We start from the raw sequence: 14,757 nt of genomic DNA, 5'->3' as shown, positions 1-14,757 counted from the left end.
TCACCTGGACAGGCGAGCACGCCTGTCAGTTCCTATCCCCCTCGTAGATAATCTTGAGCGCTATGAGCAGATCTGCACCCCTGGGAGCGCCGGCCGAGGCGCAGAACGTCCTCGCGATCACACCCTTCAGAAGGCTGTGGATCTCGCTTTCCCTGTCCAGCCTGGGTGACTGGCTGAGCCTGCTGGCGTTGGTGTCCCTCGCGGCCATCTTCACCGCCGACGGCTCCCCCCTGGCCCAGTACCTCGCCGTCAGCGGCGTCGTCGCCATCAAGCTCGCCCCGGCACTCCTGCTCAGCCCCCTGGCCGGGGCCGTCGCGGACCGCCTGGACCGGCGGTGGACGATGGTCGGCGGCGACGTCCTGCGCGGCCTCCTGTACGTGTCGATCCCCGTGGTCGGCCTGCTGTCCTCCGGTTTCACGCTGCAGTGGCTGCTGATCGCGAGCCTCCTCGCGGAGATCGTCGCGCTCCTGTGGACCCCGGCCCGGGACGCCACCATTCCGACGCTCGTCCCCAAGCGGATGCTCGGCCAGGCCAACAAGCTGACCCTGCTGGCGACCTACGGAGCCGCCCCGGTCGCGGCCCTGCTGTTCGCGGTCCTGGCGTCGATCAGCAACCTGCTGGGCGCGCTCGTGCCGTCCATGGCCAACCCCGAGGCGGACGTCGCCCTCTACCTGAACGCCCTCACCTTCTTCGTCGCGGCGATCGTCGTCGCCGGTCTGCCGCTGCCCAGGCACGCGGTGTCCAAGGGGTCGCTGAGCCCCAACCGGGACGCGAACGTCCTCCACGCGGTCGTCTCCGGCCGCGCGGCGGTCGGCGGCGGTTCGCTCGTGCGCGGTGTGGTGGTCGGACTGGCCGTCACGGCCGCCGCCGGTGGTCTGGTCGTCGGTGTGGGCCGGGCGCACGTGGAGAACCTCGGCGCGGGCAACGCCGGGTTCGGTGTCCTGGTCGCCGCGCTCTTCCTGGGCCTCGGGCTGGGGCTCGTCTCCGGTCCGCGCGTCCTCAAGCAGTTCAGCCGACGCCGCCTGCTCGGGCTGGCCGTCGGCCTGGCCGCCCTGGCACTGCTCTTCACCGGCGCCATCGGTGACATGGTGCTCTCCGCCGTCCTGGCCCTGGTCCTGGGGACCGGCGCGGGGCTGGCGTGGGTGACCGGGACGTCCCTGGTCGGCGTGGAGGTCGAGGAGGAGCAGCGGGGCGCCGCGTTCGCCCTCCTGCACGGCACGGGCAGGCTGGCCCTGCTCGCTGGCGCCGTCCTGGCTCCGCTGGTCGCCGGGTTCGCCGGGGACCACGTGATCCCGCTCGGCGGCCCGCTCAGCTACGACCTGCACGGCAGCGGCCTGGTCCTGATGGCGGGCGGCCTGCTCGCGGTTATCGGCGCGGTTGTCGCGTACCAGCAGGTCAACCGGGACGACCCGGAGGCCGGGGCCGGCCTGGTCCCCGAACTCTTCGCGGCCCTGCGCGGGATCACGCCCACCGCCGACGAGGAGGAGGACGCCCGGATCACGGGAGCCTTCATCGTCCTGGAGGGCGGCGAGGGCGCGGGCAAGTCCACCCAGGTGCGCGAGCTGACGGTGTGGCTGCGCGACCAGGGCTTCGAGGTGGTGGGCACCCGCCAGCCGGGAGCCACCAAGCTCGGCATGCGGCTGCGCGGCATCCTGCTCGACCGCGAGAACTCGCACATCACCAACCGGGCCGAGGTGCTGCTCTACGCGGCGGACAAGGCGGACCACGTCGAGCAGGAGATCCTGCCCGCGCTGCGCCGGGGCGCCGTGGTGATCAGCGACCGCTACGTGGACTCCCTGCTCGCCTACCAGGGCGCCGGGCGCGACCTGGAGGTCGGGGACGTCGGCCGGATCAGTTCGTGGGCCACCCAGGACCTGGTCCCGGACCTGACGGTGCTGCTCGACGTGCGCCCGGAGGACGGGCTGTCGCGTCTGGGCGGACCGGCCGACCGCATCGAGTCGGAGTCGGTGGAGTTCCACGCGCGGGTTCGCAAGGGCTTCCGTGAGCTGGCCGAGCAGGACCCGGACCGCTACCTGGTGCTCGACGCCCGTGAGCCGCAGGAGAAGATCACCCGGGAGATCCAGCGCCGGATGCGTCCGCTGCTGCCCGACCCGGTCGACTCCAGCTCCGAGGCGGTCACCGGGATGATCCCGGTGATCCGTCCCGAGTAGGACCCGGCTCCCGGACGTGTGTGGGCCCCTCCCCGACGGGAGGGGCCCCTTCTCTGTCCGGGGCGGCTGGCGGTGGGCGACGCCAGCCGCCCCGGGAGCGGGTGCCGCCCCGGGCTCAGGGGAACGCGTAGCGGGTCTGGCTGAACACGGGCGCCTTGCCGAAGGCGAAGGCCTTCACCGGGGTGACCCGGACGGTCAGGATCACGGCCCCGCGCACCGCGTCGGGGAGCCCGAACCAGGTGCCGGTCTCGGAGGTGACGGCGGGGCCGTACTTGTCCTCGTAGGCGGTGGCGACCCGGTCCAGCTCGGCCGGGTCGTCCACCGGGGCGCCGGTGCCCTCGACGATCACGTCCGGGCCGCCCTCCAGCGCGTTGTCGCCCGTGCTCATGGCGCAGTGCGGGTTCGCGGCCAGGTTGAGGGCTTTCCGTTCCTCCCGTCCGGTGCAGAAGTACGGGGCGCCGTCCGCCCACACGCCCAGCAGGGGGGTCGCGTGGGGGCGGCCGTCGGGGCGCACGGTCGTCACCCAGTACAGGGGCGCCCCGGCCAGGACGGCGCGGGCCCGCTCCCAGGGAACCGGTGGCGCGTCGGGGCTGCCGAACTCCGGGCAGACCTCGGTCAGGGGTGTTCGTTCGTTCACGGAGACCACCTTCTTCCTCTCACCGGAACAGACTCTCCGAGGAGCGGGGACTCATCGGGGTGCCCCGCCGGTGCGCGGCGCCGGGGCCCGACCGCGGAGGAGGGCCTGTGGAAAACGGCCACGGCGTCGGTGGGGACTCCTATTCTGGAACCAGACATTCCATGTGCTCCGGGGGGCAAGCTTGACGGTCTTCGACGACCTCGTCGGCCAGGAGGCGGCGAGCGCACAGCTGGGCCGGGCGGTCGCGGGCGCGGCCGACCTCCTCGCCGGGGGACGCGGCGCCGGGATGACCCACGCCTGGCTGTTCACCGGCCCGCCGGGGTCCGGTCGGGAGGAGGCGGCCCGCGCCTTCGCCGCCGCCCTCCAGTGCCGGGACGGCGGGTGCGGGCACTGCGACTCCTGCCACCAGGTGCTGACCGGGACCCACCCGGACGTGCTGTACGTGCGGCCCAGCGGGTTGAGCTTCGGTGTGGCCGCCACCCGCGACCTCGTACTCCGCGCCGGGTCCAAGCCCTCCGGCGGGAACTTCCGGATCGTGCTCTTCGAGGACGCCGACCGCGCCACCGAGGCCGCCTCCAACGCCCTCCTCAAGGCGGTGGAGGAGCCCTCCCCGCGCACGGTGTGGCTGCTGTGCACGCCCACCCCGGACGACCTCCTCATCACCATCCGCTCCCGGTGCCGCCTGGTGACGCTGGCCACCCCCGGCACCCGCCAGATCGTTGACGCCCTCGTCCAGCGCGACGGGGTGGATCGGGCGGCCGCCGAATCGGCCGCCCGGGCGGCCGCGGGCCGGGTCGACCGGGCCCGGCAACTGGCCACCGACCCGGAGGCGCGGCGCAGACGGGCGGAGGTCCTGTCCATCCCCGCCGGGCTCGACGGGCTCGGGGCCTGTGTCACCGCCGCCGCGCGCCTGTTCGAGATCGCGGAGGAGGAGTCCAAGGCGCTCACCACGTCCCTCAACGAGAAGGAGAAGGACGAGCTCAAGGCGGCCTTCGGCGAGGGTTCCACCGGCAAGGGCGTGGCCAAGGCGGTCCGTGGCGCGGCGGGGGCCCTCAAGGACCTGGACGAGCGGCAGAAGCGCAGGGCCACCCGGATCAAGCGGGACTCCTACGACAGGGCCCTGCTCGACCTGGCCGCCTTCTACCGGGACGTGCTCACCCTCCAGTTGGGCGCGGCGGTGGAGCGGTCCACGGCCGAGCGCTCGGGGGACCTGGAACGGATCGCCCGCTCCGGCACCCCCGAGTCCACCCTGCGGAGGATCGACGCGATCATGGTCTGCCGTGAGCGGATCGCGGCCAACGTGCACCCGCAGATCGCCATGGAGGCCATGACCTCCGCGCTCCTGGCCGGATAGGGCCGGGGGCCGGGCCGCCGCGGCGACCGGGAGAATGGTTCGGTCACGTGTCGGCGCGACCGTGCACGGTGACGGCGCCGTCCAGGGGCGGGCGCGGGATTCGAGTGAAGGCGGTTACGGGTGGGCACGAGGTATCGGGGTCCGTTGGCGGCGCTGCTCGCCGGGACGGTGCTGGTCTCCGGTTGTACGAGCGACGGCGACGGTGACGCGTCCGGTGACGGCGACGCCACCCGGGTGGAGGTCACCGAGCAGGAACTGGCCTGGGGCGAGTGCGAGAGCGGCCTGCCCGACAGCGAGTGCGCCGTCTTCGAGGTGCCGCTGGACTACGACGAGCCCGACGGCGAACGGATCGAGATCGCCGTCAAGCGCCTGCCCGCCACCGGTGACGACGTCACCGGGTCGCTGCTGGTCAACCCCGGCGGCCCCGGCGGCTCCGGGCACGACTTCGTGGACCACGCCCCCTACACCGTCAGCGAGTCGGTGCGCGCGAGCTTCGACGTGGTCGGCTTCGACCCGCGCGGTGTGGGCCGCAGCACCCCGTTGACCTGCCTGGACGCCGAGGAGATCGACGTCTTCCTGGGCACGGACTACGGGGACGGCGAGGGGGCGGACGACCTCGCGGACCTCGGCCCCGAGGGGCTGGCCGAGATCGAGGCCAACAGCCGGGCGTTCGTCGAGGCCTGCGAGGAGAACGACCCGGAGCTGATGCGCAACATCGGCACCGCCGACGTGGCCCGCGACATGGACGTGCTGCGCGGCCTGCTCGGGGACGAGCGGCTCACCTACCTGGGCGCCTCCTACGGCACCCACATCGGCGCGCAGTACGCCGAGCAGTTCCCCGAGCGCGTGCGGGCCCTGGTGCTCGACGGCGCCGTCGACCCGAGCCAGGACCAGCTCAGCGTGAGCGTGGAGCAGGCCACCGGTTTCGAGACGGCGCTGCGCTCCTTCGTCGAGGACTGCCTCACCCTGCCCGACTGCCCGCTCGGTGCCCGGGGCAGCACCGTGGACGAGGGCATCGCCACGCTGGACTCCTTCCTGGCCGAGGCGGCCGAGGAACCCCTGTCCAACAGCACCGGCGACGGCCGGGAGGTCAACCGGGCCCGCGCCGAACTGGGCGTGCTCGCCGCCCTGTACACGGAGAACTGGTGGCCGCGCGTGCGCGAGGCGCTCACCGACGCGATGGAGGACGGCGACGGCACCGGCCTGCTGCTGCTCGGGGACGACCTGTACGGGCGCGGGGACCTGGCCGAGTACGAGAACTCCACGGCCGCGCTCACCGCGGTCAACTGTTCGGACTCGGTCGCGCCCCGCGAGGTGGAGGCCTACGCCGAGGCGGCGGCCGAAGCGGCCGAGGAGTCTCCGATGTTCGGGCCGATGCTCGCCTGGGGTGCTCTGACCTGCGCGTTCTGGCCAGAGGAGGCGGTGGCGCCGCTCGGGGAGCTCAACGCCGTCGGCGCCGACCCGATCATGGTGGTGGGCACCACGCGTGACTCCGCCACCCCCTACGCCTGGGCCGAGGCGCTCGCGGGCCAGCTGGACTCGGGCTTCCTGGTGACCCGTGACGGCGACGGACACACCGGCTACCGGATGGGCGACACCTGCGTGGACACGGTCGTCGACGAGTACCTGCTGGACCTGGCCGTGCCCGAGGACGGGATGGCCTGTGCCAGCCATCTGGCGGACGACGCCGGATAGCGGGGACCGGTTCGCGCCACTCGCCGGAGGCGCTAGACTGGTTTCTGCTTCGCCACGCGCACAGTCGTGGCGGTGTGCCGCCTTAGCTCAGTCGGCAGAGCGATTCACTCGTAATGAATAGGTCATCGGTTCGATTCCGATAGGCGGCTCCGGCCAGAACGCCACCCCGAACGGGGTGGCGTTTCTCGTTGGTGGGGTCTGACGGTGCGGGGCGTTACGGTACGTGTCAGCCACCCACCCCCCACACCGGGAGCCCTCGGATGTACACCGCCCGGATCTCACCGTCCGACCCGCACGCCTTCGCCTCGTTCGGGGCGGTGCTGCACGACCCGCGCCATGCGCACACGGACCTTTACCTGCACGCGGAGCCGGGCGTCTACACGGAGCCCCGCTGCCTGGAGATCACCACCAGGGTCACGGTCGTCCCCGTCGCCGGTCCCGGCAGCGTGGAGATCGTCGCCGAGGGGGGCGACAGCGTGTTCGCCGTGACCGGCGAGCGGGCGGCACTGGAGCTCTACGGCGTCCAGGTCCGCGGCGCGTCGGGGCATCCCGGGGTCCGCACAGGGCCGGGGACCCGGTTCAGGGCGATCGACACCGTGTTCTCGTCGGGCTCCCAGTTGAGGATCCACGGGGACGGCACGGAGATCGTCAACTGCCGGTTCGAGGGCGGAGGGCTCCACTGGTTGGGCGGGGCGGGCGGTGTCCTGAGGGACACCCACTTCCGGAACGCGTACCTCGCCTTCAAGGACGCCGACGGCCCGGCCGTCAGCTCGGTCGCGTTCTCCAACCTCGTGATCGGTGCCTTCGGCATCGTCGGGTCCACGGTCACGGTCACCGACTGCACCATGGTCAACGCCGAGGTGGACGCGGACTTCACCCTGGGGATCACGCGGGGGTCCGACGTCCGCGTCACCGGTCTCTCGATCAGCGGGGGCGGCAGTTCCGGGGTCATGGTCACGGGCGAGGGCACCCGAGCCGTCCTCACCGACTTCCGGGTGAGCGACTGGGGTGAGGACCGCTACGGGATCGCCGTCGGCACGGGGTCCGTGGCGCACCTCTCCTCCGGCCGGATCTCCGACTCGGCCTCCACCGGCATGGCGGTGAAGGGAACGGTCACCGCCGACCGCCTGGGCTTCGAGAACGTCCGGAGCACCAACGTCCTCGTCCAGGGCGGCCACCTCACGGGGCGGGGACTGCGCTTCGAGGGGATGGGGCAGGCCGCGATCCTGGCCTTCGAGAGCCGGGTCGAGCTGTCCGACGTCGAGTTCGCGGACGCCCACCCGGACTCCTACCTCCCCGCCTCCGAGTCCAGCCTGTACGGGCGCGGGGTGCACGTGCGGGGGAGCCGCCTGGAGGCCGACGGGCTCAGGGGTACCGACCTGGCCGGGCCGGTGGCCACCGTGACCGGCTCCGAGGCGGTCCTGGCCTCGGTGTCCTCCGAACGCACGAGGGGCACGGTCCTGGCCGAGGAGGGCAGCACGGTCACGGTGCGCGGCCTGGAGGCCGCCGGGGACCACGGCGCCGCGGTCCGGTCGCGGACGGGCTCGACCGTGGAGGTCGTCGACGCCCGTGTCTCCGACGTCTCCGGCGTGGCCCTGGCCGCGCACGAGGCGTCGCTCTCCCTGACCTCGGGCGAGGTGAGCGGGGCGAAGGGGGCCGGAGCGCTGGCCGACGACGGCGGCACGGTCACGCTGGAGGACGTGGTGATCAGGGACGGCCGCCACGCCGGGCTGGGCGCCGCCGACGCCACGAGCCGGGTGGCGGCGGCGCGGTGCCGGATCACGGGGAACGCGGGAGCGGGAGTGCGCGCCCATCCGGACGCCGTGGTCGAGACGCGGGACGTCACCTTCCAGGACAACGGCGGAGGGGACCGGGAGCACGTCTCCGGACCCAAGGGGTGACCCCGGATGGATTCGGTCGGGGAGGCCTCCGCTGACCTGCGGTCCGGGGGTTTCTGACCGACCCTGGCCACAGGTGTGTGCGTCGTCCCGGGTTCCCGGCGTCCCAGGTGGATACGGTACCTATCGCAGACCCTCCGGCGCGGCGCCGGGGCCGAAACCCCCATGGGAGTCGATGGATGATCACGGTCCGCGTCTCGAAGACAGATCCCGCCGCCACTTCCTCGCTCGGGAAGGCGGTCCGGGACCACCGTTACGCCGGGGAGGACCTGCACCTGCGCGTCGCACCGGGTGAGTACGTGGAACCCCTCGTCATAGGCGTGCGGGGGCGGGTGGTCGTGACGCCCGACGAGGGCGCCGGGACGGTGACGGTGGCCGCGACCGGTGAGACCAACGTGTTCAACGTGCACGAGGGCGGCAGCCTGGAGCTGCACGGGATCTCCGTACGGAGCGCCTCGGAGGAGTACCCGCCGCTGTACGTCCAGAAGGACGCCCGTCTCCGTGCGGTGGACTGCGTCTTCACCTCGCCCCGGCGGGTCAACGTGGTGGGCGCCCGCGCGGAGATCGTCGGCTGCCGGTTCGAGGAGAGCGGGCTGCTGTGGGACGGCAGCGAGGGCAGCGTGAGCGAGTGCTACTTCGCCGGGGCGGTGATCGCGGTCCAGGGCCGGTGCAGCCCGAAGATCAGCGGGACGGTCTTCACCGGCGCCCACGAGGACTGGCACACGCTGTACGTGGCCAACGCGTCCCCGGAGTTCACCGACTGCGCGCTGGTCGACGGCGGCGGGGTGTACGTGCGGGACCGGGCGCGGGCGGAGTTCACGGACCTGCGGGTCACCGGCTCCTACGACTGGCCCGTGCGGGTCTACGAGCGTTCCAAGGCCACCTTCACCCGCATGGTGGTGGAGGGCGCCCGCAAGGAGGACACCGACGCGTTCTTCGTCCACGGCGACTCCGAGGGAACGCTGAACGACTGCGAGATCACCGACGCCACCCGGACCGGGGTCGCGATCGAGGGCGGCAGACTCACCGTCCGGGGACTGACGGTGACCGGTACCGCCACGGACGCGGTGCTGGTGGACGGTGGCCAGGCCGACGTCACCGACCTGCGGTGCACGCGGATCGGCAAGGCCGCGCTGCTCATCGCGGACGGGGCCCGGGTCACCGTCGCGGGGATGTCCGTGGCCGAGAGCGGCGTGGAGGAGCGCGGCGCCATCGCCTCGGTGCGTTCCCGGTTCGAGGTGAGCGACCTCAGGGTGAGCCGCTGGCACGGCCCGATGGCGATCGTGGTGGGCGGTCGGGGGGACTTCGAGGACATCGTCGGGCACGACGTGGGCTCGGGTATCCACAGCCGCGAGGACGCCACGCTCAAGGTGCGCGGCATGGTGCTGCGCGACGCCCGCGAGGACGGGCTCAACATCCTCGACGGCACCGAGGTCCAGCTCCACCAGGCCGACCTGTCCGACTGCGGTGAGGACGCCGTCTACGTCCAGGGCGGGCACGTCACGGTGCGCTCCTCGACCCTGTCCGGCAGCGGAGAACGCGGGATCAGGGTGGGTGAGGGCGGTGTGGCCGCCCTGGAGGACACCTCGATCCGCGACGGGCGCGGGGACGGGGTCATGGTGGAGGAGGGCGGCCGGGTGCGGTTGGTGCGGTGCACCGTGACCGGCAACGACGAGGAGGGCCTGTGGGCCGCCGACAGCGCCTCGGTGTACCTGGAGGAGAGCACCTTCAGCGACAACGGGGGCGGCGACCTCGACCAGGGCGGCAACGGTGACCGGGCCGCGGCCCGGGTGGCGGGTACGGGGGCGACCCGGCCCGACGAGGGCGGGGCGGCCGCCCAGGAGTCCGGTGACGCGACCGTGCGGGACCGGGCCCGCCCGTTGGAGATCCTGCTCGCCGAACTGGAGGGGCTGGTGGGGTTGGAGCGGGTCAAGAAGGAGGTCCGCGCCCTCGTCAACATCCAGATGGTCAGCGCCAAACGGGTGGAGGCGGGGTTCCCGCCGCTCAACGTGAGCCGCCACCTGGTGCTCTCGGGGCCCTCCGGGGCGGGCAAGGCGACCGTGGCCCGGTTGTACGGGGAGATCCTGCGCTCGCTCGGGCTGCTCAGCCAGGGGCAGTTCGTGACGGCCGGACGGGAGGACCTGGTGGGCGACGGCGCCCAGGGGGCGGCGGACCTGGTGGAGCGGGCCCGGGGCGGTGTGCTGTTCGTGGCCGGGGCGCACGCTCTGGGCCGGGAGCAGGAGGCGGTCGACACCCTGTCCGATCTCATGAAGGAGCTCCGGGACGAGGTGGTGGTGGTCCTCTCCGGCCCCACCGGCGCGATGCGCGCCCTCCTCGACACGAACCCGGCGCTGCGCTCGCGGGTGGCGCGCACGGTGGAGTTCGAGGGCTACTCACCGGAGCAGCTGGGCGGGATCTTCGAGGGCATGGCGCAGGCGCGCGGCTACACCCTGGGGAAGGGGGCGCGCGACCTCCTGCTCCAGCACTTCCGGGGACGGCTCGCGGAGGGTTCCTTCGGCCACGGGCGGGAGGCGCGGGCCGTGTTCGAGGAGGCGCTCCGGGTCCAGGCCGCACGCGTCACGGCGGGCGGCTACCAGACCGTCGCGGACCTCACCCAGATCCGGACCGACGACCTGGAGAGCGTGGTGGCCGAGGGCCTCACGACAGTGGACGGGCCGGTCGACGGCGTCCGGGTGAACGCCCTGCTGGCCGGTCTGGACGGCATGGTGGGGCTCGGGGAGGCCAAACGCCAGGTGAGGGGGCTCACGGAGCTCCTGCGCCGGGCGCGTTCGGAGGGGGATCGGTCCCCGTCCGTGCGGCACCTGGTGTTCCTGGGGGATCCGGGAACCGGGAAGAGCACGGTGGCGCGGCTCTACGGGGAGCTGCTGGCAGCCCTGGGGGTCCTGTCGCGCGGGCACGTGGTGGAGGCCTCGCCGGGGAGCCTGGTGGGCCCGCCGGGACAGCGGGGTCCCGGAAGGGTGGCGCGGCGGACGCGTGCGCTGTTCGAGCGGGCGCGCGGCGGCCTGCTGTTCCTGTCCGACGCGGACGTGCTGAACAGGGACTTCTCCGGTGGGCGCGGGGTCGGTCAGGACGTGGTCGACACCCTGCTGCGGCTCATGGAGGAGCACCGGGACGAGGTCGTGGTGGTCGTGTCCGGCCGGGCGCGGGAGACGACCGGGTTCCTCGCGGACCACCCCGGACTGGCCGCACGGTTCTCCCGGACGGTGGAGTTCCCCTCCTACGACCGGGAGGAGCTGGCCGCCGTCTTCGTGGGGATGGCCGAGCGGGCCGACCTCCTGGTGCCGGAGGCGACCCGGCGGGCGCTCACGGAGGTGGTGGGGGGCGCCGAGGGCAACGGGCACGGGGTGCGCGCGCTGTTCGAGGCCAGCCTGACCAGACAGGCGGGGCGGATCGAGGCGGCGGCGCTGGCGGGGGGCAACCCCGACGTGTCCGAACTCCGGACCCTGCTGCCCGAGGACCTTCCGGACGGGGACCGCGGCTTGGCGGAATGATTACTCCGCGTGAAGGGGTGTTGTGCCTGCTGTGTCCGAAGTATGGGTAGGTGGGCGTTATGAGTCTGATGTTCATGCTGTTCGCCCTGATGGGCGCCGTGGTCGTCGTCGGCGGCGGCTCCTACGCCCTGCGCCGCGTCCTCGCCCACATGGACGCGCGCCTGGAGACCGCGGAACCGGAACCGCCCCCGAGCGTCGAGCCCGACCCGCAGCACGTGGGCGGGTACGTCCCGGTCCAGGGAGACCCGGGCGACCTGCCCGCCGAACTCCGCGCGCGGGTGCGCAACCTGATCGCGCTGGGCCGCACCGACGACGCGGTCCGCGTGGTGCGCACCCGCCTCGGCGGTGACGAGGCGGGTGCGCGCGGGGTCGTGCGGCGCCTGGGCGGCGAGGAACGACCCGCGCTGGAGCCCTGACCGGCTCAGATCCTCTGGCGGTTCTGGAACCAGCCCCACACGGCGGTCGCGACGAAGAGCAGGCCGCCGATCACGGCGAGCCAGAACAGCCCCTTGATCACGACACCGATGATGGCGAGGAGCAGCCAGACGGCGAGCAGGACGAGGACGAGGTAGACCATGTGGACCCCCAGGTGGTCGGCGTTTTCGGTGACCACCTACCCCGGCGCCCCGCCTCCGAAGCGGCCCCGCCCCCTCAGGGCCAGGTGCCGTCGACCACGGTCCCGTGGTCGGGTTTCTCCCGGTCCAGCCACTCCTGCCGCCCGCGGGCGTACTCCAGGGCCCACTCCACCTGGCGCCGGTGCAGTTCGGGCAGGAGCAGGGCGGCGGTCTCGGGGCGGCGGGCCCCGATCTCCACGGCCAGGGCCAGCGCGGCCCGGGCGTCTCCCTCGGCGGTGTGCGCGTCGGTCACCGGCACCCCGTAGTACTCGCACAGGATGCCGAGGGTGCGCCTGCCGCGACGGTAGGGCTCCACGGCGCGGTCGATCACCAGCGGGTCCACGATCGGCCCCGGCGGGCGCCCGAGGGCCGCGGCGAGCGGACTCAGGCCGTGCCGGCGGCGCTCCGCGTCGAGCAGGGTGAGGTCGAAGGGCGCGTTGAAGACGACCAGCCCGTGCCCCCGACCCAGGTGTTCGGCCAGTGCCCCGGTGATCTCCTCCAGGCACTCCGCCGCCGGTCGGCCCTCGGCGCGCGCCCGTTCGGTGGTGACGCCGTGGACGGCCACCGCCCCGGCGGGGATCTCCTTCTCGCCGGGATCGACCAGCCAGGTGCGTGCGCCGCCCCTCCCGTCGGTCAGCGCGGCCGACACCAGGAAGGCGGTGGTCGGGTCGGGGGAGGAGGTCTCGGTGTCGAACCCGAGCAGGTCGGAGGTGTGCCAGCCGGGGTGGTCGCCGCGCGGGGGCGGGACCGGGCGCGGCTCGTGCCCGGCACAGTAGGTGCGCCAGCGCGCGTCCTCCTTGACGACGTGCCCCTCTCCGGTCCCCACCCGGGCCGCGCAGGTGGAACAGGTGCCGGGGTAGCGGTTGCGCATGGATTCCTCTCCGACCGGGCGGTCTCCCGGTGCCTGCCTCGGCGTCCCCGCCGTGAACAGCGACGACACCGGGTTCATCGTAGGCGCGGCGGGTGACGTTCCCGGGCGGAGGAGTGACGGGGCCCATGGGGCGAGTGTGTGCGGACGTCCAATTCTGGGGAAGGGAAGGAGCATGAGTCTGGAAGAGGCATCACGTCAGCTGGAAGCCACCATCCACGACGCGCGGGTCGCGTTCGACTGCATCCTGCTGGAGGAACTGGACCGGGCGCACACCAACGCGATCACCGCCAGGGCCGCCGTGGACGCGGCGGAACAGGCCATCCGGGTGGAACTGGAGAAGCGCACGGCCGAGAAGGAAGAGGCCGACACCCCCGACTGATCGGAGGGCTCCGCGATCTCGGAGCCGTGGACATCGAACATACTTTCGAACAACGGGTATGCTGTGTGGTATGCCCGATCAGTCCCTGACATCGGACTGGCCCGCGAGTGTGCACCCACCCGGGTCGGACTCCTTCGAGCAGACGGCCCTGGAGTGGCTGTTCGACCACGTGCCCGCCGACTACCGGCTGCACGGGGTCCTGCGACGTCATCCCGTGGCCCTCTCCCGCCTGGCCCGCCAGTACGTCTCCGCGACGCTGGACGCGGCCCGGGAGGGGTACCGCACGGCCCGCGTGGACCTACGCGGCCAGCTCCCTCCGCACGCGCTGGACCAGGTGATGAACGCCTACCTCGCGGAGGGGCGGCGGACCGCCGAGGTCCTGCGCGCCGTCGAGGCCGTGGACGGTGCCCTGCGCGCCGCGGCCCCGGACCGGGGCCGCGATGAGTGAGCCCCCGAGTCAGTGCCCCGTACCGGTGTCGTCCGGACCGTTCCGGGGCGCTCCGCTGGCTCCGTGCCGGGCACGGACGCCCCGCCCCGTTCGGTCGGGGAGGGGGTGCTCAGACGCTCACACGGACCAGGACGGCGACCTCGTCGCCGGTGTTCACCAGGTGGTGGTGGCCCTGGTCGGAGCCGCCGACACCGCCCACCACGCGGGTCCGGCCGGGGGCCAGCTCCGCGGCCGAACGCATCTGGCCGTCGGCGCCGGAGGTGATCAGGTGGGCCCGCCCGCTGACCAGGTGCAGGACCTCCATGCCGTGCGGGCGGTCGGAGCGCCGGGCCGGGCCGGGCACGAAGCTGTTCGGTTCGAGGGCCACCGTGGTCACCCGCAGACGGCCCCCCGCATGGCGGCGGGCACTGCGCGGGGCGGGCTGCCAGTGCCCCCTGCGGGTCGGCCACAGGGTCGGCCGACGCAGCGAGGCGGCGGCGCCGCGGGCCGCGGTGACCAGCTGGCCCACGGTGGGCAGACGGCGTTCCGCCAGGTGGGCGTAGCCGGAGGTCCGTCCGGCGTCGACCACGTCACCGATCCCGTCGAGGGAGACCGACGCGGCGCGCGGGCGGGGAGTGTGCTCGGTCGTGGCCAGGACCTGCTGGGGCATCGTGGGAGGATCCTTCACGTGTACGCGGCCGGGTCCGGTGACCGGGGCCGCGAGGATGTCGTCAATGGGCCCCGGAAGACGCGGGGCGGCAGGGGCGCCCGCACCGAACGCACGTTCGGAGAGGACAATCACCCTGGTGGAGTTCGTTCGCGGACCGGTCACACCGGAAGGCGGAGGCCGCTCACGGACTGGTCGGGCGGGGTCGGTCGACTCAGACCCCTCGGCGACGACTCAGCGACGACAACACGGACACGCCGCACGGGCCAGGTGGCAGGAGACCCAGGGGGTCGTGCGAGCCGTGGCGTCGGTGCGGGTGCGCGGATACATGAAGGTAAGGAGACCAGCAAAGTCGGTGGCGCGTCAAGCGAACGCCGGGAATCGTGCGTGTCGGACCACTTACCGGTCTGCCCGGAACGTGTTGCGGGCGGCGTCCCGTGGTGGTGACATGTGGAGCCCGAGAACACGGCGCGTCCGTCGAACCGGAGTCCATCCCCCAGTACAGCCGTAGTGACAGGAGTGGCCGTGCAGC

12 protein-coding genes and 1 tRNA gene are annotated in these 14,757 nt (G+C 73.1%); 9 read left to right on the top strand and 4 right to left on the bottom strand.

Translation table 11 applies throughout. The features are described 5' to 3' along the window. The first annotated feature begins 62 nt into the window (after positions 1-62). Positions 63-2,171, top strand: a complete 2,109-nt coding sequence (gene tmk / locus AC0VYM_RS26430; RefSeq protein ID WP_475456555.1) for a dTMP kinase — start codon at positions 63-65, stop codon at positions 2,169-2,171. A gap of 115 nt (positions 2,172-2,286) precedes the next feature. Here the strand turns inward: tmk and AC0VYM_RS26425 are convergent, their stop codons facing one another. Continuing rightward, positions 2,287-2,808 (bottom strand): pyridoxamine 5'-phosphate oxidase family protein, encoded by a 522-nt coding sequence (locus AC0VYM_RS26425; RefSeq protein WP_475456553.1) that lies wholly within the window; start codon positions 2,806-2,808, stop codon positions 2,287-2,289. A gap of 181 nt (positions 2,809-2,989) precedes the next feature. On the opposite strand from AC0VYM_RS26425, the gene AC0VYM_RS26420 reads away from it, so the two are divergent. The 6 genes from AC0VYM_RS26420 to AC0VYM_RS26395 all read left to right on the top strand — a co-directional run bounded on the left by AC0VYM_RS26420 (position 2,990) and on the right by AC0VYM_RS26395 (position 11,683). Beyond that, positions 2,990-4,162, top strand: a complete 1,173-nt coding sequence (locus AC0VYM_RS26420) for a DNA polymerase III subunit delta' (protein ID WP_475456551.1) — start codon at positions 2,990-2,992, stop codon at positions 4,160-4,162. A gap of 144 nt (positions 4,163-4,306) precedes the next feature. After that, positions 4,307-5,857 (top strand): alpha/beta hydrolase, encoded by a 1,551-nt coding sequence (locus tag AC0VYM_RS26415; protein ID WP_475463257.1) that lies wholly within the window; start codon positions 4,307-4,309, stop codon positions 5,855-5,857. A 76-nt stretch (positions 5,858-5,933) separates the two neighbouring features. Then, positions 5,934-6,006, top strand: a tRNA-Thr gene (locus AC0VYM_RS26410). A gap of 111 nt (positions 6,007-6,117) precedes the next feature. Next, the gene (locus AC0VYM_RS26405; protein WP_475456549.1) at positions 6,118-7,758 is read left to right on the top strand and encodes a right-handed parallel beta-helix repeat-containing protein; all 1,641 of its coding nucleotides are present in this window, start codon (positions 6,118-6,120) and stop codon (positions 7,756-7,758) included. A 176-nt stretch (positions 7,759-7,934) separates the two neighbouring features. Beyond that, positions 7,935-11,267, top strand: coding sequence for a right-handed parallel beta-helix repeat-containing protein (locus AC0VYM_RS26400; protein ID WP_475456547.1), 3,333 nt, complete (start codon positions 7,935-7,937; stop codon positions 11,265-11,267). 59 nt (positions 11,268-11,326) lie between these two features. Then, positions 11,327-11,683 (top strand): hypothetical protein, encoded by a 357-nt coding sequence (locus AC0VYM_RS26395; protein ID WP_475456546.1) that lies wholly within the window; start codon positions 11,327-11,329, stop codon positions 11,681-11,683. Positions 11,684-11,688: 5 nt separating this feature from the next. On the opposite strand, the gene AC0VYM_RS26390 is transcribed toward AC0VYM_RS26395, so the two are convergent. Continuing rightward, a complete protein-coding gene (locus AC0VYM_RS26390; protein ID WP_475463311.1) occupies positions 11,689-11,880 on the bottom strand; it encodes a hypothetical protein in 192 nt (63 codons plus the stop codon). A 38-nt stretch (positions 11,881-11,918) separates the two neighbouring features. Continuing rightward, positions 11,919-12,752 carry an exonuclease domain-containing protein gene (locus tag AC0VYM_RS26385; protein WP_475456544.1) on the bottom strand — a complete coding sequence of 278 codons (834 nt, stop codon included), beginning with the start codon at positions 12,750-12,752 and terminating at the stop codon, positions 11,919-11,921. Between the two features lie 172 nt (positions 12,753-12,924). On the opposite strand from AC0VYM_RS26385, the gene AC0VYM_RS26380 reads away from it, so the two are divergent. Both AC0VYM_RS26380 and AC0VYM_RS26375 read left to right on the top strand, forming a co-directional pair. Continuing rightward, entirely contained in the window at positions 12,925-13,131 is a 207-nt protein-coding gene (locus AC0VYM_RS26380) for a hypothetical protein (RefSeq protein WP_378738801.1), read from the top strand. Positions 13,132-13,189: 58 nt separating this feature from the next. Next, positions 13,190-13,579, top strand: coding sequence for a hypothetical protein (locus AC0VYM_RS26375; protein WP_026128957.1), 390 nt, complete (start codon positions 13,190-13,192; stop codon positions 13,577-13,579). Between the two features lie 109 nt (positions 13,580-13,688). On the opposite strand, the gene AC0VYM_RS26370 is transcribed toward AC0VYM_RS26375, so the two are convergent. Then, the gene (locus tag AC0VYM_RS26370) at positions 13,689-14,228 is read right to left on the bottom strand and encodes a hypothetical protein (protein ID WP_475456541.1); all 540 of its coding nucleotides are present in this window, start codon (positions 14,226-14,228) and stop codon (positions 13,689-13,691) included. Positions 14,229-14,757 lie beyond the last annotated feature (529 nt).

The organism is Nocardiopsis sp. iso_237, from assembly GCF_056173345.1.
Note: the sequence above shows the minus strand (reverse complement) of the source record. Positions and strands in the feature narration are given on the sequence as shown.